19 protein-coding genes are annotated in these 21,240 nt (G+C 45.6%); 8 read left to right on the plus strand and 11 right to left on the minus strand.

Going from position 1 to position 21,240, the window contains the following annotated elements:
* Positions 1 to 9: 9 nt before the first annotated feature.
* The gene (locus AC58UX_RS10155) at positions 10 to 2,700 is read right to left on the minus strand and encodes a response regulator (RefSeq protein WP_497252019.1); all 2,691 of its coding nucleotides are present in this window, start codon (positions 2,698 to 2,700) and stop codon (positions 10 to 12) included.
* Between the two features lie 278 nt (positions 2,701 to 2,978).
* Between AC58UX_RS10155 and AC58UX_RS10160 the strand changes: the two genes are divergently transcribed.
* Together AC58UX_RS10160 and AC58UX_RS10165 are read left to right on the plus strand one after the other, a co-directional pair.
* A complete protein-coding gene (locus AC58UX_RS10160; RefSeq protein ID WP_497252021.1) occupies positions 2,979 to 4,451 on the plus strand; it encodes a circularly permuted type 2 ATP-grasp protein in 1,473 nt (490 codons plus the stop codon).
* Positions 4,452 to 4,487: 36 nt separating this feature from the next.
* Positions 4,488 to 5,468 (plus strand): alpha-E domain-containing protein, encoded by a 981-nt coding sequence (locus tag AC58UX_RS10165; RefSeq protein WP_497252023.1) that lies wholly within the window; start codon positions 4,488 to 4,490, stop codon positions 5,466 to 5,468.
* A 300-nt stretch (positions 5,469 to 5,768) separates the two neighbouring features.
* On the opposite strand, the gene AC58UX_RS10170 is transcribed toward AC58UX_RS10165, so the two are convergent.
* The 4 genes from AC58UX_RS10170 to AC58UX_RS10185 form a co-directional block, all read right to left on the minus strand.
* Positions 5,769 to 6,767: a 5-oxoprolinase subunit C family protein gene (locus AC58UX_RS10170; RefSeq protein ID WP_497252025.1), complete on the minus strand. Its 999-nt coding sequence runs from the start codon at positions 6,765 to 6,767 to the stop codon at positions 5,769 to 5,771.
* Positions 6,757 to 7,536, minus strand: a complete 780-nt coding sequence (gene pxpB, locus AC58UX_RS10175) for a 5-oxoprolinase subunit PxpB (RefSeq protein ID WP_497252027.1) — start codon at positions 7,534 to 7,536, stop codon at positions 6,757 to 6,759. The genes AC58UX_RS10170 and pxpB overlap by 11 nt, the downstream gene beginning before the upstream one ends.
* Positions 7,533 to 8,336, minus strand: coding sequence for an alpha/beta hydrolase (locus AC58UX_RS10180; RefSeq protein WP_497252029.1), 804 nt, complete (start codon positions 8,334 to 8,336; stop codon positions 7,533 to 7,535). Before AC58UX_RS10180 ends, pxpB begins: the two co-directional genes overlap by 4 nt.
* A 199-nt stretch (positions 8,337 to 8,535) precedes the next feature.
* Positions 8,536 to 10,131, minus strand: coding sequence for a bifunctional metallophosphatase/5'-nucleotidase (locus tag AC58UX_RS10185; protein WP_497252031.1), 1,596 nt, complete (start codon positions 10,129 to 10,131; stop codon positions 8,536 to 8,538).
* Between the two features lie 149 nt (positions 10,132 to 10,280).
* Here AC58UX_RS10185 and AC58UX_RS10190 point away from each other — a divergent pair, with 149 nt between their 5' ends.
* Both AC58UX_RS10190 and AC58UX_RS10195 read left to right on the plus strand, forming a co-directional pair.
* Complete coding sequence (locus AC58UX_RS10190) at positions 10,281 to 11,252, plus strand: phosphate/phosphite/phosphonate ABC transporter substrate-binding protein (RefSeq protein WP_497252033.1); 972 nt, start codon at positions 10,281 to 10,283, stop codon at positions 11,250 to 11,252.
* A 228-nt stretch (positions 11,253 to 11,480) separates the two neighbouring features.
* Positions 11,481 to 11,720, plus strand: coding sequence for a hypothetical protein (locus AC58UX_RS10195; protein WP_497252035.1), 240 nt, complete (start codon positions 11,481 to 11,483; stop codon positions 11,718 to 11,720).
* Between the two features lie 87 nt (positions 11,721 to 11,807).
* Here AC58UX_RS10195 and phnE read toward each other — a convergent pair whose 3' ends face one another.
* From phnE to AC58UX_RS10210, 3 genes are all read right to left on the minus strand, one after another.
* The gene (phnE, locus tag AC58UX_RS10200; protein WP_497252037.1) at positions 11,808 to 13,382 is read right to left on the minus strand and encodes a phosphonate ABC transporter, permease protein PhnE; all 1,575 of its coding nucleotides are present in this window, start codon (positions 13,380 to 13,382) and stop codon (positions 11,808 to 11,810) included.
* A complete protein-coding gene (gene phnC, locus AC58UX_RS10205) occupies positions 13,379 to 14,152 on the minus strand; it encodes a phosphonate ABC transporter ATP-binding protein (RefSeq protein WP_497252039.1) in 774 nt (257 codons plus the stop codon). The genes phnE and phnC overlap by 4 nt, the downstream gene beginning before the upstream one ends.
* 160 nt (positions 14,153 to 14,312) lie before the next feature.
* Positions 14,313 to 15,344, minus strand: a complete 1,032-nt coding sequence (locus AC58UX_RS10210; protein WP_497252041.1) for a HoxN/HupN/NixA family nickel/cobalt transporter — start codon at positions 15,342 to 15,344, stop codon at positions 14,313 to 14,315.
* Positions 15,345 to 15,553: 209 nt separating this feature from the next.
* Between AC58UX_RS10210 and AC58UX_RS10215 the strand changes: the two genes are divergently transcribed.
* The 3 genes from AC58UX_RS10215 to AC58UX_RS10225 all read left to right on the plus strand — a co-directional run bounded on the left by AC58UX_RS10215 (position 15,554) and on the right by AC58UX_RS10225 (position 17,759).
* Entirely contained in the window at positions 15,554 to 16,363 is an 810-nt protein-coding gene (locus tag AC58UX_RS10215; RefSeq protein ID WP_497252043.1) for a sensor histidine kinase, read from the plus strand.
* Positions 16,363 to 17,034, plus strand: coding sequence for a response regulator (locus AC58UX_RS10220; protein WP_497252045.1), 672 nt, complete (start codon positions 16,363 to 16,365; stop codon positions 17,032 to 17,034). Before AC58UX_RS10215 ends, AC58UX_RS10220 begins: the two co-directional genes overlap by 1 nt.
* A gap of 98 nt (positions 17,035 to 17,132) precedes the next feature.
* Entirely contained in the window at positions 17,133 to 17,759 is a 627-nt protein-coding gene (locus AC58UX_RS10225) for a YcnI family copper-binding membrane protein (RefSeq protein WP_497252047.1), read from the plus strand.
* 367 nt (positions 17,760 to 18,126) lie between these two features.
* On the opposite strand, the gene AC58UX_RS10230 is transcribed toward AC58UX_RS10225, so the two are convergent.
* Both AC58UX_RS10230 and thyA read right to left on the minus strand, forming a co-directional pair.
* Positions 18,127 to 18,609, minus strand: coding sequence for a dihydrofolate reductase (locus AC58UX_RS10230; RefSeq protein ID WP_497252049.1), 483 nt, complete (start codon positions 18,607 to 18,609; stop codon positions 18,127 to 18,129).
* A 33-nt stretch (positions 18,610 to 18,642) separates the two neighbouring features.
* Entirely contained in the window at positions 18,643 to 19,437 is a 795-nt protein-coding gene (thyA, locus tag AC58UX_RS10235) for a thymidylate synthase (protein ID WP_497252051.1), read from the minus strand.
* A 164-nt stretch (positions 19,438 to 19,601) separates the two neighbouring features.
* Here thyA and AC58UX_RS10240 point away from each other — a divergent pair, with 164 nt between their 5' ends.
* A complete protein-coding gene (locus AC58UX_RS10240) occupies positions 19,602 to 20,159 on the plus strand; it encodes a DJ-1/PfpI family protein (RefSeq protein ID WP_497252053.1) in 558 nt (185 codons plus the stop codon).
* Positions 20,160 to 20,232: 73 nt separating this feature from the next.
* Here AC58UX_RS10240 and AC58UX_RS10245 read toward each other — a convergent pair whose 3' ends face one another.
* Complete coding sequence (locus AC58UX_RS10245; protein ID WP_497252055.1) at positions 20,233 to 21,078, minus strand: helix-turn-helix domain-containing protein; 846 nt, start codon at positions 21,076 to 21,078, stop codon at positions 20,233 to 20,235.
* Between the last annotated feature and the right edge of the window lie 162 nt (positions 21,079 to 21,240).

Here is a 21,240-nt window from a genome sequence, read left to right on the forward strand (position 1 = left end):
TCTAACCACCTATCTATTGAGCCAATAATGAATCAGGTCAAATAACTGATCCAGCTTTACGGGTTTACTGATGTAATCGGATGCACCAGCTTCAAGGCATTTCTCTTTGTCTTCCTTCATCGCCTTCGCCGTTAAAGCAATGATAGGGAGTGTGGCGAAGCCCGGCATTTGCCGCAGCGTACGCATGGTCTCGTAGCCATCCATTTCGGGCAGCATTATATCCATGAGTATCAGATCCACATCAGGGTGCTCCTCTAGGATTTTCAAGCAATAAACGCCATTTTCAGCGAAAAACACGGTCACATTCTTGCTTTCTAACGCAATCGTAGTGGCGTAAATGTTTCGCATATCATCGTCGACTATTAGTATTTTTTTACCGATCCAGACCTCATCATCACGCTCCACATCATTCGGTGCATAAGGCTCCTCAATGTCAAGGCTATTCGCAAGGGTTGCAGCTGATTCAAGTTGCTGTCTCGCTGGGATTTCTAACACATTCGATTCTTCGCAAGGAACGACGAGAGTAAATTTGCTTCCATGCCCTACCGCACTTTGAACGTAAATCGCACCATTCAACAAATGTGCCATGTTGGAGCTGATGGAGAGACCCAATCCAGTACCGCCATATTTGCGATTCGTTGTCCCGTCTGCCTGTTGGAACGCCTGGAATATAAGACTCTGCTTTTCCAGCGGGATTCCTATACCTGTATCTGTAATGGAGAAAGCAATCCCAGCCTGTATCGCAAGCGGTTTCATTTGGTCAACGAGCAACTTTTTATCCGCGCGATGTATGTGCAACTTCACTTCGCCCCGCTCCGTGAATTTAAAGGCATTCGACAACAGATTCTTGATTATTTGCAATAAACGCTGCTCATCTGTATAAATCCCGGATGGCAGATCCGTATCGAGAATCGTTGTGAACTTCAGCCCTTTCTGACGAGCTACGGGGTGAAACTGCTGCTCGGAAGAGTCAATAAGGTCGCGTAACCCAACCATCCCGTGAACCAAATCGATTTTGCCTGATTCGATCTTCGACAGATCGAGAATATCGTTAATTAATTCAAGCAGGTCATTCCCCGATTGATGAATCGTTTGGGCATATTTCACCTGACTATCATTCAAATTGCCATCGATATTTTCTGTCAGAATGCTCGATAAAATGAGCAAACTATTTAAAGGAGTACGCAGCTCATGTGACATGTTGGCTAAGAATTCCGACTTGTATTGGGAGCTAAGCGTAAGCTGTCTAGCCTTTTCCTCCAGCAACGACTTGGTCTTCTCTAATTCCTTCGTCTTCTGCTCGGAGTTTTTGTATTGCTCTTCTAGCTTTCCGTTAATGCCCTTCAGCTCTTCGGACTGCGTTTGCAGTTCCTCGGTTAACACCTGTGATTCAGCCAGCAGCTGCTCAACCTGCATACGTCCAGTCAAGCTGCTTAATACGCTGCCTAAATGCGTGGAGATATGTTGCAGAAATGTCTGTTGTATCATACTAAATGTCCCGAATGAGGCCAGTTCAATGACAGCTACGACTTCTTCTTCGAATTGCACAGGCATTATGAGCAGACTAGCTGGGGCTGCCTTCCCTAAACCCGAGGAAATCTGAATGTAATTCTCTGGGATATTGTTAAGTAAAATGGTACGTCCTTCTAAAGCAGCTTGTCCGACAAGCCCCTCTCCTTGCTTAAAGGACTCGGCACCAAGGCTCATTGGCTGGTAGGCATAAGATGCCAGTCTATTTAATTGCTGACGCCAACCATTGCCTTGATTCAAATAAAATACACCATAACTCGCATCGACGAGCGGTGTGATGGTCGTAATGAACAATTGTGCCAAGGACTCCAAGTTATGCACACTTTGAAATTTCATCGCCATTTCGACGACGTTCGTTTCAAGCCAGCGCTGCTCTTGTTCCAAAATGGCATAGTTATTTAAGGTTTTGGCCATTTCATTAAAAGAAGTCGCAATGTCGCCAATCTCATCTTCAGTGCGGACTTCGATGTGCGGCAATTTGGAGGCCGTGTTCGAATCATACGTGAAGCCTGTGATGACACTTGTAATTTTGAACAAATTGCTAGTGATACGATGAGAAAGTAGCAAACCAATTAACAAGGTCAATAGGAACGTGATCACGGTTAGTATAGCTGTCATACCATTCACGAAATCAACCATCGAGCTGTTTTCTTGTTTACCCTGATCTACTAGAGCCTGTTGACTATCTGCAAAAGCTTTAGAAAATGCTCCTAGCTTCTGGCCGATGGGTAACACGTCACTTTGGAAGTAAGCTAACGCAGCCTCTTGATTATTATCTTTTTTGAGCGTATCCAGCATTCTCTCATAGTTTCGCAAGAAGGATTGATTCATCTCATAGAATTTCTGGAAGGACTCTTTCACCTCAGGCTGTTTGAGCATCGAACCGACTTGGCCAGTCAGAAGATTGAGCTGTTCATTCGCTGTCTGGAGTTCCGTTAGAAATTCGGAATCATGCGTCAACAGATAACCTCTCAAGCTGTTGGTTTCCTGCACGGACAAATACTGAATATCTTTGGCTTTACTCAGTACCGTACCTTGCTGGTCTAATAATTCATTGAACGATACATTCAGTTTGTCATTGTAATAATAGGCTGTAATATTGACTACGGTTACAAAGAATGCAACAGAAATAAAGCTGATTACCAGCTTGCTTCGAATCGTGAATCTCACTGCAGGAACCTCCCTGATGATTAATCTTAGAATTGGATTGCATGATAAGTACATATTTCTTTAATCTTACTTTTTTTATCAGCAATAAATAAGTTGGTAAATTATTTGTACAGCGGGCCGTTCATTAATCGTCATAAAATAGACACATTTATGCCGTGCTGATTCGACAACCTTTCATTGTACCCTTGCTCTATACTTAGCCTGTGTTATCCGTATGTTATATAAGTTTACACTCCTATCGAGGATGAAGTGATAAAAAACAGTGGAGGGATTCTGTCATGGCTATGCTGATGATGAAGGATAACATGAACCAGCTTTTTGCTGATTATGAACATCTAGCTTTTTATGATGAAATGTTTGAAGGGCGAGGGAAAGTAAGACCCCACTATGGTACCATGCTGCAGCGAATGTCTGGTATGGGGCCTGAGGAATTATTAAAACGAGATGCAATCATGCAATCGGAGATGGTGACGCAAGGGATCACCTTTACCCTATATGGCAATCAACCAGAGGAGTCCACACAGGAGAGAACGATACCATTCGATTTGATTCCACGCATCCTAACTTCGGACGAATGGGCTCCGATGGACGCTGGTTTGAAGCAAAGGGTTAAAGCGCTCAATCATTTCATATGGGATATCTACCATGAACAACATATTTTGAACGATGAACTAATTCCTCGTGACATGATTATCAACAATCCTTATTTTGTGCCTGAGATGATTGGCCTCGATGTTCCTAACGGTGTCTATATTCCGATATCAGGTATTGATATTATTCGCGGTCATTCCGGCGAGTACTACGTCCTTGAAGATAATTTAAGAACGCCTTCAGGACTGTCCTATGTTTATAAGAACCGTTCCTTAATGACGAATTTATTTCCGAGTTTGTTCTTTGATTACCGCACACGCGATATTGATCAAGGATTGAATGCCTTGTTAAGCAGCTTGCGCAGCTTGGCGCCAAATGCTAAACCAGACCCTTTTATCGTCTTGCTGACTCCGGGCATTTATAACTCCGCCTATTATGATCATTCGTTTCTAGCACAAGAAATGGGCATAGATCTTGTTGAAGGCGGGGACCTCGTTGTTATAGATCGAATTGTTTATTTGAAAAGCAGACAGGGACTACGTCAAGTAGATGTTATTTATCGGCGAATTGATGATGAGTACTTGGATCCGCTCGCCTTTCGTAAAGATTCTGTATTAGGCGTACCTGGACTTATGGATGCTTATCTAGCTGGACATGTAGCTTTAGCCAATGCACCCGGAACTGGGGTCGCTGATGATAAAGCCGTGTATGCCTTCGTGCCAGACATGATCCGCTACTATTTGAATGAAGAGCCAATCTTGAATAATGTTCCTACTTATATTTTAACTAGACCGCATGAAAGAGAATATGTCATGTCCCGCTTATCCACCATGGTGGTCAAAGAGCGTTCATTATCTGGTGGCTATGGCATGCTAATCGGCCCTTCCGCCACAGAGCAAGAAATTAAAGCATTTGCTGAGAAAATCGTCCAACATCCTGAGCGCTATATTGCCCAGCCTACGATGAAGCTGTCCTGTAGCCCGTCCCTCACCAATGGTAGTATCGCACCACGTCATATCGATTTGCGTGCTTTCACCTTCATAGGCAACGAGACTTATGTCGTTCCCGGCGGTCTAACTCGCGTGGCACTTAAACAAGGATCGCTCGTCGTCAATTCATCGCAAGGCGGAGGTACCAAAGATACGTGGGTATTGTCGTAGCCATTCCAAATATAGAGCACTTACGAGGTGATAAACTTGATTAATCGCTATGCGAACCTGTTGTTCTCGATCGGACGTTCCTTGGAACAAGTAGAGAACTACGCCAGAGTCATCAACGTAAATTACACGATGCGTCATGAATTAATGCAAGGAGATCAAGACTATGCCTGGGAGCGGCTTGCTGCGGCCGTTGGCGATGCTTCGGAACTGAAGACACTGTACCCGCAATTTACGGAGTGGACGATCCTTAACTATTTGACCTTTGAACAGTCGAATCCCACTAGTATTCTCTCTAGTATTCAGCAGGTCAGAAATCATATTCGCACTATTCGGCCCATCCTACCAGGCGAACTCTGGGATATTATCAATTCTTTCTATTTATGGCTGAAGGATCAAGCTATTGGCCATATTATGTCACAGACCCCTTATCTATTCTATAAGCGCATAAGCGAGTGGCTCTCTCTCTTTAACGGTGTTGCGGATTCTGTGATGATTCGTGGAGAGAATTGGAATTGTATGCAGGTTGGCAAATTTGTAGAGCGAACGCGCAATACGGTGCAATTGATCAATGCGAGTTTCACAAATTTGATGACGGACGCTACATGGCTGGATGACGAAATCCGCTATTACCGGCTCATTTCTCTCCTGAAATCTTGCGGCGGCTATGAAGCCTTTCGCAAGTTTCATGCCAATGACGTGAGGCGCGCGGAAGTCATGGAATTCCTGCTGCTCAATTCCGAATTCCCGCGTTCAATTCAGTTCGCAATCACAGGTTTGCAAAGCAGCGTTGAATCGAACCCGCTGCAAACGAATCAAATTGCATGGCTGTCTGAACAAGTCAATCAAGTCATTTCAACCATGCGTGCTAATCAACATGACGAGGTTACGCTTCGTATTGAGGAAGAACGACTTATGCTGCTGCCATTATTAGTTTCCTGTAATGATCTTCGATTATTGTTCGGGGAATCTTATAATCACGAAGAATACCAACAAGTCATCACAAGTATTCCCTCTTAACTATGAAGTTAAAGCCACTCCCGAGTTGAACTGTACCCTATCGACCTGTCGTCTTTTACGGTTCTCCGCGCTATCTACAATGGCAAGTTTTTAAGGCCATCCTTTACGGAATGGCCTTTTTTTAATTTCACATTGTGCCTGGGCCTTTGTCTGAAATTTCGTGCAGTAAATAAACTCCTTTTACAGCACACAGTGAAAGGATTCAATGCATGCTTTGTCGTAGCAGTTACCTTTTCGGCTCATACTATGCTTGCATTTTGTAGGTTTCAAGTTTTGAAAGTTACCGTGGGGTTGTGATATTCACCCCATCCCCCTCAACCAAGCCCTCATCCCCGCCGCCAGCAGCTTCAAATCCATCTCCTGCAGCAGCAATTGCTCCTGCGCTTCGAAATGCGAAACCTCTTGAAAACGCAGCTTGCCGCCTGGCTTCACTTGAGCGACCAACGGAAGATCGGCCGTGATCACGTGGCCGATTCGCGGATAGCCGCCTGTTGTCTGGCAGTCCGCCATCAGCAAGATTGGCTGCCCGCTTGAGGGCACCTGAAGCGTTCCCGCAACAACTGCTTCCGAGATCATTTCATAGGACATGCCTGCTTCAAGCTCCAGCTTCGACTCATTCAACAACCGATACCCCATGCGATCCGATTGCGGGGTCACCTGAAAGCTTTGGGAAAGCAATCTCGACCAGCTTGCTCCTGTAAATAAGGAGGCTTCCTTGCCTTTGACGATCCGTATCAGTGGATTGTCACGATAAGCAGGACGAATCCATGAACTCACCGACTTGGATTGTAGCTCGACTCCGTTCATGAGCCGAGAAGACAAATCACCTGTTTCAACTTCCAGCTCATCCCCTACACGAATAGCTCTTCCCTCATATCCACCAATACCCGCTCTCTGGTAGGTGCTGCGGCTTCCCATCACATGTTCCGCCTTGAAACCGCCATGCACAGCTAGATACGTTCTACAACCATGTGTCGCGTAGCGAAATTGCAGTTCACTTCCTGTCGGAAGTACAAAAGGTCGCCACATAGGTGCCGAACTTGAGCTTCCGTCAACACTCGCTTCCATATCTGCACCGCAAATGGCGACTAGCATATCTTTTTGGGCAACTAACATAGCCCCGCTTAGCGTCATTTCCAGGGTCACCGCTTCGCGACCGTTGCCAACCAGCAAGTTCGCTGCACGATGAGCAAACCGATCCAACGGCCCAGCCACAATCACACCGTGCTTCCGATAACCATATCGTCCCTCATCTTGTAACATGGACAAAAGACCAGGTTGCTTGACATCAAAGCCCATTCCTCGAATTCCCTTCTATAAGCGCTTGATACTGCTCGGATGTGATTGGTATGAACTTCACTTGATCCCCTGCCTGTAACAAAGAAGGGGGATTCGCTTCTGGACGAAACATACGAACTGGAGTTCTCCCAATCAATTGCCAGCCACCAGGTGTTTCAAAAGGGTAGATACCTGTTTGCGCTCCGCCAATGCCCACTGATCCGACTGGAATTTGTGTGCGAGGTACTGATTTGCGTGGTGTCGCAAGTCTTTCGTCCAACCCGCCCAAATAGGGAAAGCCTGGTGCAAAACCAATCATATACACCGGATACACGCGGGAGGTATGCCACTTCACGATATCATCTGTACTCACCTGATGATAGGCGGCTACTTCCGCCAAATCAGGTGCATAGGCCGCCTCATAACAAACAGGAATTTCCATGATCGTTCCCAGCTGCCCGGCTTGGTCACCGTTCTCTTTATACGCATCTAAAAACTGCACGATGTACTGCAAGACATGATCATAAGGGAGCCAAGTTGACCCCTGATAGGTACGTCCACTTTTTAACACAACTTCGGAAGAATGATTATAAATGCGAAAAGCATCATAATAAATGGTAATGGTTGTATAGGCAGCAACCAACTCGATAAAGCCATCGTGCCAGTTATCCTCTATGTATTTCGCTACCTTTGTAACCCTATGTAGATTAGCTAACGAAATGTCCGACCCTAGCCGGATCACGATCGCTGAATCCCCTAACGGATGGCACTCGTAGACAAGCTGGGTCATGCAAAACGCTGCTTTTTCAGCCAATTTGCGCAAACCTCTGGCCAGACATACGCTTCTGGATGATCATCTGCGATCCCGATTCCGTGAATTCCCGACTCGAAGACATGCAAGTCGAAGGGCACCTTATTACGGCTAAGCGCACTAGCAAAAAGCAAGCTATTTTCAACAGGAACCGCAACATCATCCGCAGTGTGCCATAGGAAAGTTGGTGGCGTATCTGCTGTTACTTGCAGTTCATTACTTAAATCGTTGACTAACTCCTCACTTGCATCTGCGCCAATCAGATTCACCCGTGAACCTTGATGCACGTTGATCCCAAATGAAATGACAGGATAACATAGCACCATAAGATCTGGTCGGGAGCTTTGGTGCTCAATCGGATCCGAGGAGGTCTGATCTCCTGCATCAAAATGCGTGCCTGTTGTCGCGGCCAAATGACCACCTGCCGAAAAACCTAGAATACCAATACGATTAGCATCAACTCCCCATGCCTCCGCGTGATGTCTCACTGTCCGAATCGCCCGCTGCGCATCTTGCAAAGGTATCGGATGTTTATAAGGAGCTACGCGGTAATTCAACACGAAAGCGGAAATGCCAAGCCCATTTAGCCATTTTGCGATGGGCTCACCCTCATGTGGAGCACGCCCGCCATAACCACCACCCGGGCATACAATGACTGCTGCACGCAAGCCATCTCCCTCTACGGGGAATAAGGTTAAGCTTGGGCAGCCTTGATTCTTCTCACCTTGACTATCCTGCGTGGCTCCAGGCCATAGTTCAATCGTTGTCCCAGCGTTCAAATGTAAAACCCCCTCATGCGATTAACGTACTAAACTAATAATAGCCAATCCTTACCGTGTAGAAAAGCATCTATTTCAATCACAAAGGTTATGAGGTAACCGAGGTTTTGAACAGCACATTGGGCTATACGAAAAAAAGCCCTTCAACAGCAGAGAACCTTTCGATTCCCACGCTCTTGTCAGGCTTTTTTTATGCAAACTATTTCCAAATCACTTTCCAGTTATGGTTTACACTCGCTTCGATGGTGCCCCGCTCCATAATATATCCCGCCAATAACTCAGCGACATCCGTTGGAATATCTTTGATCACCGGCTTATTCTGGAACATCGCATAATTGCCTCCGCCAGCAGAGCGATAGTTGTTCATCACCACATCGAATGAGGCTGCGAGATTCATCGCTTCCCCCTCGTAATCCAGCTGTACAACCCGATTCCCAACAGGTCGGGAAATGTCTAGCGTGTAGGAGATTCCCTCCCACATATCATAGTTGTAATGCGCCGGCTTCGGTTCCATGAACGACTTGCTTACTTGAAGAGCTCCATCTGGCGCCAATTCAAAATACTCCGCAGACTGCTCTAATGCATCCTTAATATCCTGACCAGAGATCCGAATGACCTTCAGCGTGTTCGGGTAAATATAGTTGGACACGATATCCCGCATGGTTATATCCGCCGGAAAACCAGGTGAAACATTATCAAACAACGCCGTATTGGAAATAGAGGCGCCTGACAGCTCCATTTGAACCTTGTTAATGAACTCTATCAGCGCATTGTCTTCCGTACGAATCTGCATAGGATCTTTCACGAGCATATCCCCCGTTAGCTTGCCAATCGGTTGATCTAGCCACAATTGTGTCTTCGATTCATAGGAACTAATTCGCTCCAACAGAACCTTGTCTGCCTCCACATTCGCAACAGATAGAAGCTCCGATTGCTTGGAAGCAATTCGCCAGCCCTCTTCCATTTGCTCTAGCGCGATGCTCACTTTCCCAAGTGTAACACCGGCAGTCCCTGGTTGAACGATAGTTACGCCGTTAATGTCCACGCCAGCAATACTTCTATGCTGATGGCCTGTGAGTAGCACATCAATTCCCTCAACTTCCATACACAGCTGATACCCTTGATTCTCCCCTGTTAATGGCTCTGTAGGCTCGCCAGTGGCAATATCTCGTTCAAATCCGCCATGGTAAGAAACCACAACGACATCCACACGCTCCTGCTCCTTGAGATATTGCACCCAGGTACGCGCTGCCGCAATCGGATCTTCGAATCTTAAACCGACGATATGCTTCGGGTCCTCCCAATTCGGAATGTAGGGCGTAGTTAACCCAAGAATCCCTACACGTACGCCTTCAGGAAATTCCTTAACGAGAAACGGCTTGCCAAAGAAAGGCTCCCCCGTCGCATCGTTCACAATATTGGCACATAACCAGGGAAATTCAGATTCTCTGACCGCTTTTTGCAATACGTCCATCCCATAGTTAAATTCATGATTTCCCAGAACAGCTGCATCACAGTTCAAATAGTTCAATCCCAGCACCATGGGATTCATGGGTTCATTGTCCAAACGAGCGTGGTGATACGCCAGCGGGGTACCTTGGATCAGATCTCCATTATCAATCACTATGACATGAGCTTCCTTAGCTCGTTCCCCAGCAATTAACGTTGAAATTTTTGACAATCCCACATCGTTGGGACGATTATTTGCGTAGTGAATGGGAAACATATTCCCATGGAGGTCACTCGTTTCTAAAATCGAAATATGACTTATTTTCTCTTGCCCTGTCTTCGTCAAACGGTTCACTCCAATTCCAATTAATTGTAAATTATTACATAAGCATTGTCAGTTTAACAAATACTTCACACTATCTTCCATATCTCTTATGATAATGTTATAGTACATCATAGATAAAAAGTAAATATTTAAACGGAGGTCAAAAAAACATGAAAAAATTAGTCGTACTTAGTTTGTCAATGGTCGTAGCTGCAGGTGCTCTTGTAGGTTGCGCGAAAAAAGAAGAAAAGCCAGCTGCTTCCTCTACTGCAGCAGCAACAACAGCAGCAACAGCAACTCCAGCAGCTGCAGGTTTCGTTCCTAAAGAATTGAAAGTACAATTCGTTCCTTCCCAAAACGCAGAAACACTTGAAGCAAAAGCGAAGCCTCTTGAGAAATTGCTTGGAGATAAACTAGGAATCCCAGTTAAAGTTTCCGTTTCCACAGATTACAACGTTGTTATTGAAGCTATGTCTTCCAAACAAGTTGACGTTGGTTTCTTGCCGCCAAGTAACTATGTTGTTGCTCACGATAACCGTAAAGCTGCTGATCTACTTGTACAAGCACAACGTTTTGGCGTTGATGATACAACAGGTCAACCAACGAAAGATCTTGTTGATTTCTATAAATCGATGATCGTTGTCAAAGCCGATTCCCCAATTAAATCCGTAGCTGATTTGAAAGGTAAGAAGATGGGTTGGCAAGGTGTTACTTCCGCAGCTGGTTACATTTACCCAGGTCTTGTTTTGAAAAACGCTGGTGTAGATCCAGTTAAAGATGTAACAGGCGTTCAATTCCAAGGACACGATAAAGCGATAATTGCACTTCTGAACGGTCAAGTTGATGCAGTAGGCGTGTTCCAAGATATCCGTACTAACATGTTGAAGGATTACCCAGATATTTTCAAACAAACGAAAGTTCTTGCTTTCTCTGATAAAATTCCTAATGATACAATCGCTGTTCGTTCCGATATGGATGCAGCTTGGAAGAAGAAAATTCAAGATGCTTTCATTGCAATTGGCAACGATCCAGAAGGTAAAAAAGTGATCATCGATGTATACACACACCAAGGTTATGTTGCAACAACTGACGATAAATTCAACATCGTTCGTGAAGCTAACAAAGCTATGGGCTTGAAATAAGATTTCCACTATCGTACAATATAATGTACACAAAACCACCGCAGCATGAGCATTTGCAACCATGACGCGGTGGTTTTTTCCTTCTAAATTTACATTCTATACCAGACTTTCCTTGCATATTATGAATGTGGCACGCCCGTCCAATCTTTTCGTTTACTTACAGCTATCAAACGTTTACTTTGTCGGCGTGTCATAACTCATTGTGGGGTGAAAAACGGGATGTACGAAATGCTGATCATGCGAAAAACAGAAGTCATTATCCGGTGCGGCACAGATGAAGTACAGGGGGCCATATCGCAGTACTATCCAGAATTTCAGCTATTAAAAATAAACAACATTATGATTCCGATTACGTTGATTGATCAAATCGAGATCCTAGGGCCAGACGAACCTCTTCCTCAAGCTTCCCATCGTCTTCGTGAGCCCCGTATCCTCTATTTGGTTGCTCAAGGCGGGAATCGTAAGTAGCTGGATCTAGAATGAAAAAAGGCAGTTCTTGAAGATCTCCAGACCTTCAGGAACTGCCTTTTTTTATTTGCCATGCATGGTTTACGCTTAAACGATCCGTTTTCGCAGTGTTCCTGAGATATAGTCAATGACAGAGACCGTCACGATAATCCCAATCAAAATAATACCTACACGCGGCCACTGTCTGGCGCTCAGTGCGAAAATGAGCGGTGTCCCGATCCCTCCAGCACCAATGATTCCAAGCAAGGTCGCAGAACGGACATTAATTTCGAAGCGGTACAGGGTATACGAAATGAAGTCTGGAATGACCTGTGGAATGACGGCGAACGACATCCGCTGCCAGAAGTTCGCTCCTACGGCCGTCATAGCCTCTGTAGGCCCCATATCCATGTTCTCAATAGCCTCGGCATAGAGCTTGCCTAACATGCCCACAGAGTGCAAGCCAAGCGCCATAACACCTGCATACGCATTCGGTCCAACAGCTTTAATAAAGATCAAAGCCATAATGATTTCCGGAATCGTACGAATAACGCTGAGGAATAGCTTTCCAGTGCCCGAAACAGCCCGGTACTTGCTCATATTCGCCGCGGCCCAGAAAGCAAATGGCAGACAGACAATCGCTGATACGAAGTTACCTAAATAGGAAATGGACAAGGTTTCAAGTAGGGAACGGAGTAAATCTTCCCCTTCAGGAATATAGACATAAGCCCAGTCAGGGTGGAATAATCCACTGATCATCGCTTTTGTAAGAATCCAAGTAGTTGGTTGGAAACCTGTTAATTCCAAGCCTGTTAACGCCCAAACCAGTAGACCGATCACAGCCGCTACACCAATAATTTTATAGGTGTTAGCTTTTGTTTCAGACATCGGCTTGGCACTTCCTTTTAACAAATACGTACGGAATCGTGTACTTACCAAATCAATGATAACAACGATCAGCAGCGTATAAATAACAATGGCACAAGACTGATCATAACGGAACAGATCGAGTGTGTTTTTGAGCAATAAGCCGATACCACCCGCGCCAACCAAACCGAGAATTGCGGAAGCACGAATACTCACTTCAAACGTGTACAGAAAATGCGCCAGATACGTAGGTGCAACCTGTGGCAGGACTCCGAAACGGATCAACTTGAGCCGATTAGCGCCAACCGCGGTCATCGCTTCAAGCGGACCTGGGTCGATAGCTTCGGTGGATTCGTACGAAAGCTTTGAAATAATACCAAAGGTAAAGAAAATGAGCGCCAATGTACCCGCTGTTGGACCAAAGCCAACTAATACGGCAAATAAGGCTGCATAGAGTAAATCAGGAATGGTACGAACAAAATTCATAATAAAACGAGCTGGATACGACAACCATGGTGAGGTTGTTACGTTACGCGCCGCTAGCAGCGCCATTGGGAATGCGAACAGCGCTCCAACGACCGTACCCAGGATGGACATTTGTATCGTTTGTGCCATCGGCTTCCAAATGTCTGCAAAGAACAGCCAGTCTGGCGGGAACATTTCTGCGATGAATTTAAAGATTTCCGGCGTTCCCGTCGCCAATCTTGTCAGCGTCGCATCTGTTTGATAAATACTGCCGATCAAGAATAGCAGCATAATCGCGATAATCATGTAAAGCTTCGTGCGTGGAGGTTTTTTGAAAGTTGCTGAACTCATTCCTCCTGCACCCCCAGCAGCTCGTCCTTCTTAATGGCGCGGCCGTAGATCTCGGAGAACACATCATCCGTCGCATCGGCAACTGGTCCATCGTAGACGACCTTACCTGCACGAAGTCCGATAATGCGCGTTGCGTACTCGCGAGCCAAGTCGATAAAGTGAAGGTTGACAACGGTTGTAATACCGAGGTCTTTGTTAATTCGTTTCAGGTCATCCATAACTTGACGGGTTGTGAGCGGATCCAGTGACGCAACAGGCTCATCTGCGAGGATGATTTTCGCTTCCTGAGCGAGTGCTCTCGCAATGGACACACGCTGCTGTTGACCGCCGGACAATTCATCGGCGCGTGAATAGGCTTTTTCCCGAATGTTTACACGTTCCAGCGCTTTGAGCGAAAGCTCAATATCCGCTTTCGGGAACAAGCCGAACATCGTACGGAGTGTGGAATGGTACCCAACGCGGCCAGATAGGACGTTGCGAATAACGGTGGATCTTTTGACTAGATTAAAGGTTTGGAAAATCATCCCGATATCTCTACGCATCCGACGTAAGCCCGCGCCGTTCGCTTTAGTAATGGATTTTCCATCGATTAAAATTTCACCGCTTGTTGTCTCATGCAGACGATTAATTGAACGAAGCAATGTGGACTTCCCTGCCCCTGATAAACCTACAATAACTACGAACTCCCCTGGGTGTATGGTAAGGTTAATGTCATTCAACCCAACAGTACCATTTGGATATACTTTCGACAAATGCTTAAACTCAATCATATTCGTCCTACTTTCTTTTTCACAATTTCAAGTACTAGACTATTTTCAACGAATAGATGAAAAAATCCTTTTTTCTAGCATTACCTTTAGAAAAAATTCATATTCCATTGTTCACCATGCACAATAAAAGCCCCAAGCGATTCGCTGAGGCCAATTTCTTCTACGGATTGTACTTTGCACCCCAACGTTCCTCAAGCTTCATGCCTCTCCAGACGGCAATTGAAACGATCCACGCGATGACGAACATCCCCACCAGAATAAAGCCTAACGTTCCAAAATCAATTTCTTGCAGCCACGTCCAGAACGTCCCTTCCATACTGAATTCTTCGGAGAGTACCTGTCCGAGCTCGATTACGCCAATGATCAGTGCCGCAACCACTGCAAGTGCGGTAACGGTCAAATTGTAATACAGCTTGCGCATTGGCGTATGGAATGCCCACTTGTACGCTTTGGTCATGAACATGCCGTCCGCTGTATCGAATAGGCTCATCCCGGCTGCGAACAAAAGCGGAAGCGAGATGACGCCGATAAACGGGATCGCATCCTTGGCTGCATGTGCGGATATCGCGAGCAGCGCGATTTCACTTGCCGTATCAAAGCCTAAACCGAAGAGAAAGCCTAATGGGTACACATGCCAGCTTTTAGTGATGAAAGAGAAAAGCGGCTTAATCAGTCTTGTAATAAATCCCCGAGACTCTAAAAGCTCTTCAAACTCATCGTTGTCGTACTTGCCGCCGCGGAACTTCAGGAACATTTTATACAAGCTAATCAGAATCAGTAAGTTAATGACACCAATAATGACGAGGAAAAGTCCGGAAACGGAAGCCCCAATGACACCGCCGAAACGCTGCATCCAGGGGAGCTCACGTGCTGCCCATTGGACGGAGAACGCAGTCACAATTGCCATCACGAATACGACAGACGAGTGACCTAGCGAGAAATAAAAACCAACACCTAGCGGGTTCTTCTTCTGTTGCACAAGCTTTCGCACTGTATTGTCGATGGCTGCGATATGATCAACGTCAAACGCATGACGCATCCCTAATGTATAAGCCAGGAGTCCAATCCCCCAGAACGCAGGAGATGATTTGGCAACGGTGTATAAACCAATCAAGCCTAATACGTGAAGCAGGATTATAAAGCCAACGTATCCGGCCCAGCTTTTTCTCTCAAGCAGTAAAGATTTCCACATCGTAAATCAATCACGCCCTTCCCCTTCGTGTTACGATCCATCAATAATGTAGCACACGTGTACATCTTATGAGAAGTACCTTCACCGATTATTTGTGAAGAATTCTAAACGAGATCTGATATAATAGAAACCGTTCCAAATACGACATCCATTTATTCTGTGAAACACATACCTTCATCTATTATTTCGAATAGGAGCTGACCTGCTGTATGTCCTTGCGTAAGTACAAGCTTTTTACGGTATTGGTGCCCGTCCTGATTATTGGTGGTTTTGAATATATACGACACGAATATTTGCTGCGGTATTTGACGATGGAGGCCGGTAATTTCACGATTACGGTTATCACGCTGCTCTTATCGTATCTGTTTGCCTCATGGATGTTTGGCAGTATTGAGCGCAGTAATGAAAAAATCATGCTTAGTGAAGCACGCAGAGCGGTCTTTGAAGAGCGTGAGCGTTTGGCACGTGAATTGCATGATGATTTAGCTCAAACCCTCTTCTTCCTTAATGTGAAGCTGCGCCAAGGGGATATCGAAGAAGCGAAAGCGGCTGTTTCCGAGATCGACAATTCGCTGCGGCAAGCTATTTTTAATTTGCGAACGCCTCCAGAAGAAGGAACATCGTTTGGCCAACGCATTCATGCCTATTTAGAGAACTGGCGGTTGGTATCCGGCATTGAGCTTCAGAAGACCGTGCAGATTACAGAGGATAGCTTCTCACCTAGTGAGGAAGTTCAGCTATTCGGCATTATGCAGGAGGCCTTCACGAACATTCGTAAGCATTCGATGGCAACAGATGCTGCCATTCAATTGAAAGCTGGGCGCGATGGCTGGCGACTACTCATCACCGATAACGGATGCGGAATGCAACTCACATCGGCGACGGATAGTAGCAAGACCTACGGCATCGACCTCATGCAGAAACGCGCTTCCGAGCTTGGGGCCACTATGGAGCTTCAGAGTGAGCAAGGCGCTGGCACGAAACTAATTGTACAAGCCGAAAGAAAGGTGAATAGCTGATGATGGAGCAGATGCCATTTCGCGTTCTTATCGTAGATGATCATCCTTTGGCTCGCAAAGCGATACACAGCATGCTGGCCCCTTGCGCTGATTTCTTTATCGTTGGGGAAGCCAGCAGCGGTGAAGAGGCCATCCGACTGTGCGGGGAGCTGGCGCCAGACGTCGTCTTAATGGACATCCATATGTCGCCAATGGACGGCTTGCAAGCTACACGGCACATCAAACAAGCGTATGGCGCTATACGCATTGTTATGCTTACCGTATCCGATGATGTGGCTGATCTGTTTACTGCTTTACAATTCGGCGCACAAGGGTACTTGCTCAAAAACATGGATCCCGATGAATGGCTTAGCTACCTGCGTGCACTGCTCGACGATAATTCGGAGGTGGCCAGAGGCATGGCCGACAAGCTGTTTGGACGCTTCCGCTCCTCGATCGGCGTACATACAGAAGGTCCCAGCCCTCACATGCTCACTACGCGTGAACAAGAAATTACCGCTTATGTGGCCCAAGGGGACAATAATCGGGTCATTGCCGAGAAGCTGCTCATCTCCGAGCATACGGTTAAAAACCATATGAAAAATATTCTCGTCAAGCTATCGCTCGAGAATCGTGTCCAGCTCACGGCATTTGCCATAAAACACGGACTGACACGAAAAGGACAAAACTAGTCGAAAAAATAGCCCACTCGAGTCATACTCATATGCTTGTCTATCAGGTAATATGGACAACATGGTAAGAGTTGATATTGAAAGGGGAATGTATTTCCATGTTTAAAAAATTTATGTTAACCGCAAGCTCGATGATGATCGCCTCCATGCTTCTTGTAGGAATCGCCAGTGCTCACGTCGTCGTATATCCGAAAGAAGCTACACAAGGAAGTTATGAAGTATTTACGGTTCGTGTTCCTTCCGAGAAAGATAGTGCGACTACGAAAGTCGAAGTTAAATTCCCGCTGGATTCCGTCGCTATTTCTCGCTTTGAGCCTAAAGCGGGTTGGAAATATGACATCGCTAAGGACGCTGCAGGCAAAATCACTGGTGTTACTTGGACTGCAACAGGTGAAGGTTTAGGCGCTACCGAATTCGGTGATTTCAGCATGCAAGGAAAAGTGGCTGATACGGCTACGCAAATCGTTTGGAAAGCTTACCAAACCTACAAGGATGGCTCTGTCGTGGAATGGGTTGGCGCGAACGGATCTGACAAGCCAGCTTCTGTCACAACCGTGAAAGCGAAAGCAGCAGCTGGAGCAACGACAGATAGCCACGGAAATGTAACAGCTGGCACTGGTTCCGCTGGGGATTCAGAATCCAAAACATCCCTGTACCTCTCCATAGCTGCAGTGGTGCTTGGCGCGCTAGCTTTGATCGTATCGTTGGTTAGAAAACGTGCGTAATCACGGTTCACATGCAAAGGCTGTTTACAGGTGGCAAAAATACAAAAAAGCATCCTTTTCACTGGAATTCACTTCAAGATTTTAAATAAATGCAAAAAGGCATCTTTTGGAGTCGAAAATGTCTCAACTGACCTGAAAATGCAGAAATAGATGCCTATTTGCATCCAATTTAGCTGAAATCGTTTTTTTGATAGAAAAAGGTTGCACTATTGCATTTCTCAGCTCATGGAGAGGTTCTTGGAGAAAAATAGCCAACTTAAAAATCCCGTTCCAGCCTGTGGCTGAGACGGGATTTTTACATTTTGAGGCACATACGTCCTCTCGCTGTCGCTAAGTCTGATGGAAGTCTTTCGTGTAGCTATTAATGCTACGCTCGTTCGTAAATCCGGAAGTAGTACTCGTAAGGATTTTTCTCATTGCGCTCGCCTTGCTCAGAAGAAACCAAAGTCCACGCAGACAAGTCCAAGTCCGTCATGAAGGTGTCGGCTTCGAACTCATGCTCGATGTACGTAATGTACATGCGAGTCACGCTGGCGGCAAATAGGTTGAAAATCTCCGCCCCGCCGATTACGAATAGCTCCTGGTCACGGAACGCTTCAATCGCTTCGTCAACCGAGTGGAAGATTTCACAGCCTTCGGCTTGGTACGCTGTATTTTGCGTGAGAATGATGTTGCGTCTTCCAGGAAGCGGCTTGCCGATGGATTCGTACGTTTTGCGTCCCATCAGGATGGGGTGCCCCATCGTCACGTTTTTGAAAAACTTCAAATCACCTGGCAAATGCCACGGTAATGTATTATTAACACCGATCGCACGGTTGCGATCCATGGCAAAAATAAATGAAATACTCAACTGAAAACTCTCCTTTTCGCTGCAGCAACTTCCTTAAATCGCAATCGGCGCTTTGATACCCGGCAGCGGTGTATAGTTCAGAAATTCAAAGTCATCGAATTGGTAATCGAAGATGGAAGCTGGTTTTCTTTTAATATGAAGCGTTGGCAGCTCTTGTGGTTCTCTCAGCAATTGCTTGTTCACCTGTTCAACGTGGTTCTGATAAATATGCACATCGCCGCCGTTCCAAATCAGATCCCCAACTTCGAGATCGCACTGCTGAGCAATCATATGTGTTAAGAGGGCATACGACGCCAGATTAAACGGCAACCCTAGGAACGTATCCACAGATCTCATTTGAAACATGCAAGAGAGTCGACCGTTCGCCACATAAAATTGAAACGCATAATGACAAGGCGGCAGCGCCATGTTGTCAACTTCAGCAGGATTCCATGCGCTCACCAAGTGTCTGCGGGAATCAGGATTCGTCTTAATTTGGTGAATCAACTTCTCGATTTGATCGATCACTTGCCCGTTCGGTGCAAGCCAAGTACGCCACTGCGCGCCATACACGCGGCCTAGATCCCCATTTTCATCAGCCCACTCGTCCCAGATCGTAACACCGTTTTCTCGCAAATATTGCACATTCGTGCTGCCACTCACGAACCACAGCAATTCATGAACGATGGATTTAATATGCAGTTTCTTCGTTGTTAAAAGCGGGAAGCCTTCCTGCAGGTTGATTCGCATCTGACGTCCAAAGGTAGAAATCGTCCCAGTTCCAGTACGATCACCTTTCTCAACACCGGTATTTAAAATATCCTGTAGTAACTCTAAGTATGCTTTCATGATTTTATTATCCACCTCATAAGTCAGAATTCTGTATTTCTATTATAGACGTATATTGAATGTCCAACAATCGACAATTCCTTTCATTTTCCACCCATATACAAATAATAGAGGTTTGTTCATAATTAAACATGGATTACCAACCATTTCCAAGGAGTGATACCATGTCTAAAAAGATCTTAATTCTAACTGGTGATGCTGCAGAAGTTTTGGAGGTTTACTATCCCTATTTTCGCGTTTTAGAGGAAGGGTTTGAGGCCATTATTGCTTCACCCACCAAAAAAGTGCTCCGCACCGTTGTTCACGATTTTGTTGAAGACTGGGAGACCTATACCGAGAAACCTGGACATCTCCTGCCCTCCCACATCGCTTTCGCTGATGTTGATCCTAGTCAGTATGATGGTCTCATCATTCCTGGCGGTCGAGCTCCCGAATACATTCGTTCGAATGAAAATGTTCCACGGATTGTTAATCACTTCCTTGAAGCAAATAAACCAGTCGGTTCCATTTGCCACGGGGCGCAAGTGTTCGCCGCTTTAAAAGATAATCGTTATTTCGAAGGCCGTACTATGACCGCCTATAACGCTTGTCGATTAGATGTGGAGAATCTCGGTGCCAACTATACGACAGATACCCTGCATGTCGATGGCAAGCTCGTCAGCGGACATGCGTGGCCTGACTTGCCAGGTTTTATGCGTGAGTTTTTGAAATTGCTATCCTAAATTCATACTTAAATAGGAGAAGAACCGAAGCTGTCCATGGACAGACTCGGTTCTTTTTACATACACCGGACACTTATGAAAATTGGCCGTCTCTCCCCATCATTTTGTGCAAATATTGTTTCGGCGTACATCCGTTGAATCGCTTGAACAATTCATAGAAATGAGCCATATTTTCGATGCCCACAGATTCGGCAATTTCGTTCACGCTGCGGTTTTCGGTCACAAGCAATCGCTCCGCTTTTGAAATGCGTTTTTGATTAACGTAATCCGTAAAGGACGATCCCATCTTCTTTTTAAAATACTTCGAAAAATACGAATAGCTCATGCCCGCAATTTGACTGGCGACTCCCATGTCTATTTTCTCTGTCAAATGTTCATCCACATAGGTGACGAGCGATCGAATCACGTCCACGTCCGCATCCACATGCGCTTGTGAAGTTAACAGCTCACGCGTGTCATAGCGAAGCAGCAACAAAAGCAAATGTTTAATATGCATACTAACGGCGATTTCGTAGCCTTTCTTTTTATCCATCACCTCATCGTGGGTATCCGAGATAATGCTGGCAATGCCGCTTTTCACAGTTTCGTTTTCCTGAAATATGTAATTCAGCTTTTCTAAGGGGTGGAGAATCTCCAAGAAATGCCGATAGTAGATCATCATGGCCGGGTCAAAATAGGGCTGGAAATCAATATGAAGCACGATATAACTGAGATCCTTGTCACTGAGCTTTCGTCCTCTATGCAATTGAGAAGAGCCAATAACTACCACATCCCCAGCTTCAAGGATATAGGTATGATTAGGCGTCTGAATCTCGTGCGTTCCCTTCTCGACCAAAATGAACTCAACTTCTTTATGATAATGCCAGACATCCGAGCTTGTCCCTTCTTTACCCGAAGCCGTGAATCTCCACACTTTCATGCAGAGTAATGGGTTTTGATAGGGGATCGGTTCTTTAAAAATTTGCATGTAACGTAGGCACCCCACTTTCAATAAACACAAATATGGATATAAAAAGCATAAATGCCCGCATTTCCGATAAGCAGCAATATGTATATCATATAACGTAGTTAGCAGTTAATA

Source organism: Paenibacillus sp. J22P90, from assembly GCF_059692195.1.

Excerpts from the sequence above, each read along its gene's own strand:
- AC58UX_RS10160 (WP_497252021.1), top strand. The coding sequence starts at position 2,979 with ATGGCTATGCTGATGATGAAGGATAACATGAACCAGCTTTTTGCTGAT.
- AC58UX_RS10170 (WP_497252025.1), bottom strand. The coding sequence starts at position 6,767 with ATGGGCTTTGATGTCAAGCAACCTGGTCTTTTGTCCATGTTACAAGAT.
- pxpB (WP_497252027.1), bottom strand. The coding sequence starts at position 7,536 with ATGACCCAGCTTGTCTACGAGTGCCATCCGTTAGGGGATTCAGCGATC.
- AC58UX_RS10190 (WP_497252033.1), top strand. The coding sequence starts at position 10,281 with ATGAAAAAATTAGTCGTACTTAGTTTGTCAATGGTCGTAGCTGCAGGT.
- AC58UX_RS10195 (WP_497252035.1), top strand. The coding sequence starts at position 11,481 with ATGCTGATCATGCGAAAAACAGAAGTCATTATCCGGTGCGGCACAGAT.
- phnE (WP_497252037.1), bottom strand. The coding sequence starts at position 13,382 with ATGAGTTCAGCAACTTTCAAAAAACCTCCACGCACGAAGCTTTACATG.
- phnC (WP_497252039.1), bottom strand. The coding sequence starts at position 14,152 with ATGATTGAGTTTAAGCATTTGTCGAAAGTATATCCAAATGGTACTGTT.
- AC58UX_RS10210 (WP_497252041.1), bottom strand. The coding sequence starts at position 15,344 with ATGTGGAAATCTTTACTGCTTGAGAGAAAAAGCTGGGCCGGATACGTT.
- AC58UX_RS10215 (WP_497252043.1), top strand. The coding sequence starts at position 15,554 with ATGTCCTTGCGTAAGTACAAGCTTTTTACGGTATTGGTGCCCGTCCTG.
- AC58UX_RS10220 (WP_497252045.1), top strand. The coding sequence starts at position 16,363 with ATGATGGAGCAGATGCCATTTCGCGTTCTTATCGTAGATGATCATCCT.
- AC58UX_RS10225 (WP_497252047.1), top strand. The coding sequence starts at position 17,133 with ATGTTTAAAAAATTTATGTTAACCGCAAGCTCGATGATGATCGCCTCC.
- thyA (WP_497252051.1), bottom strand. The coding sequence starts at position 19,437 with ATGAAAGCATACTTAGAGTTACTACAGGATATTTTAAATACCGGTGTT.
- AC58UX_RS10240 (WP_497252053.1), top strand. The coding sequence starts at position 19,602 with ATGTCTAAAAAGATCTTAATTCTAACTGGTGATGCTGCAGAAGTTTTG.
- AC58UX_RS10245 (WP_497252055.1), bottom strand. The coding sequence starts at position 21,078 with ATGAAAGTGTGGAGATTCACGGCTTCGGGTAAAGAAGGGACAAGCTCG.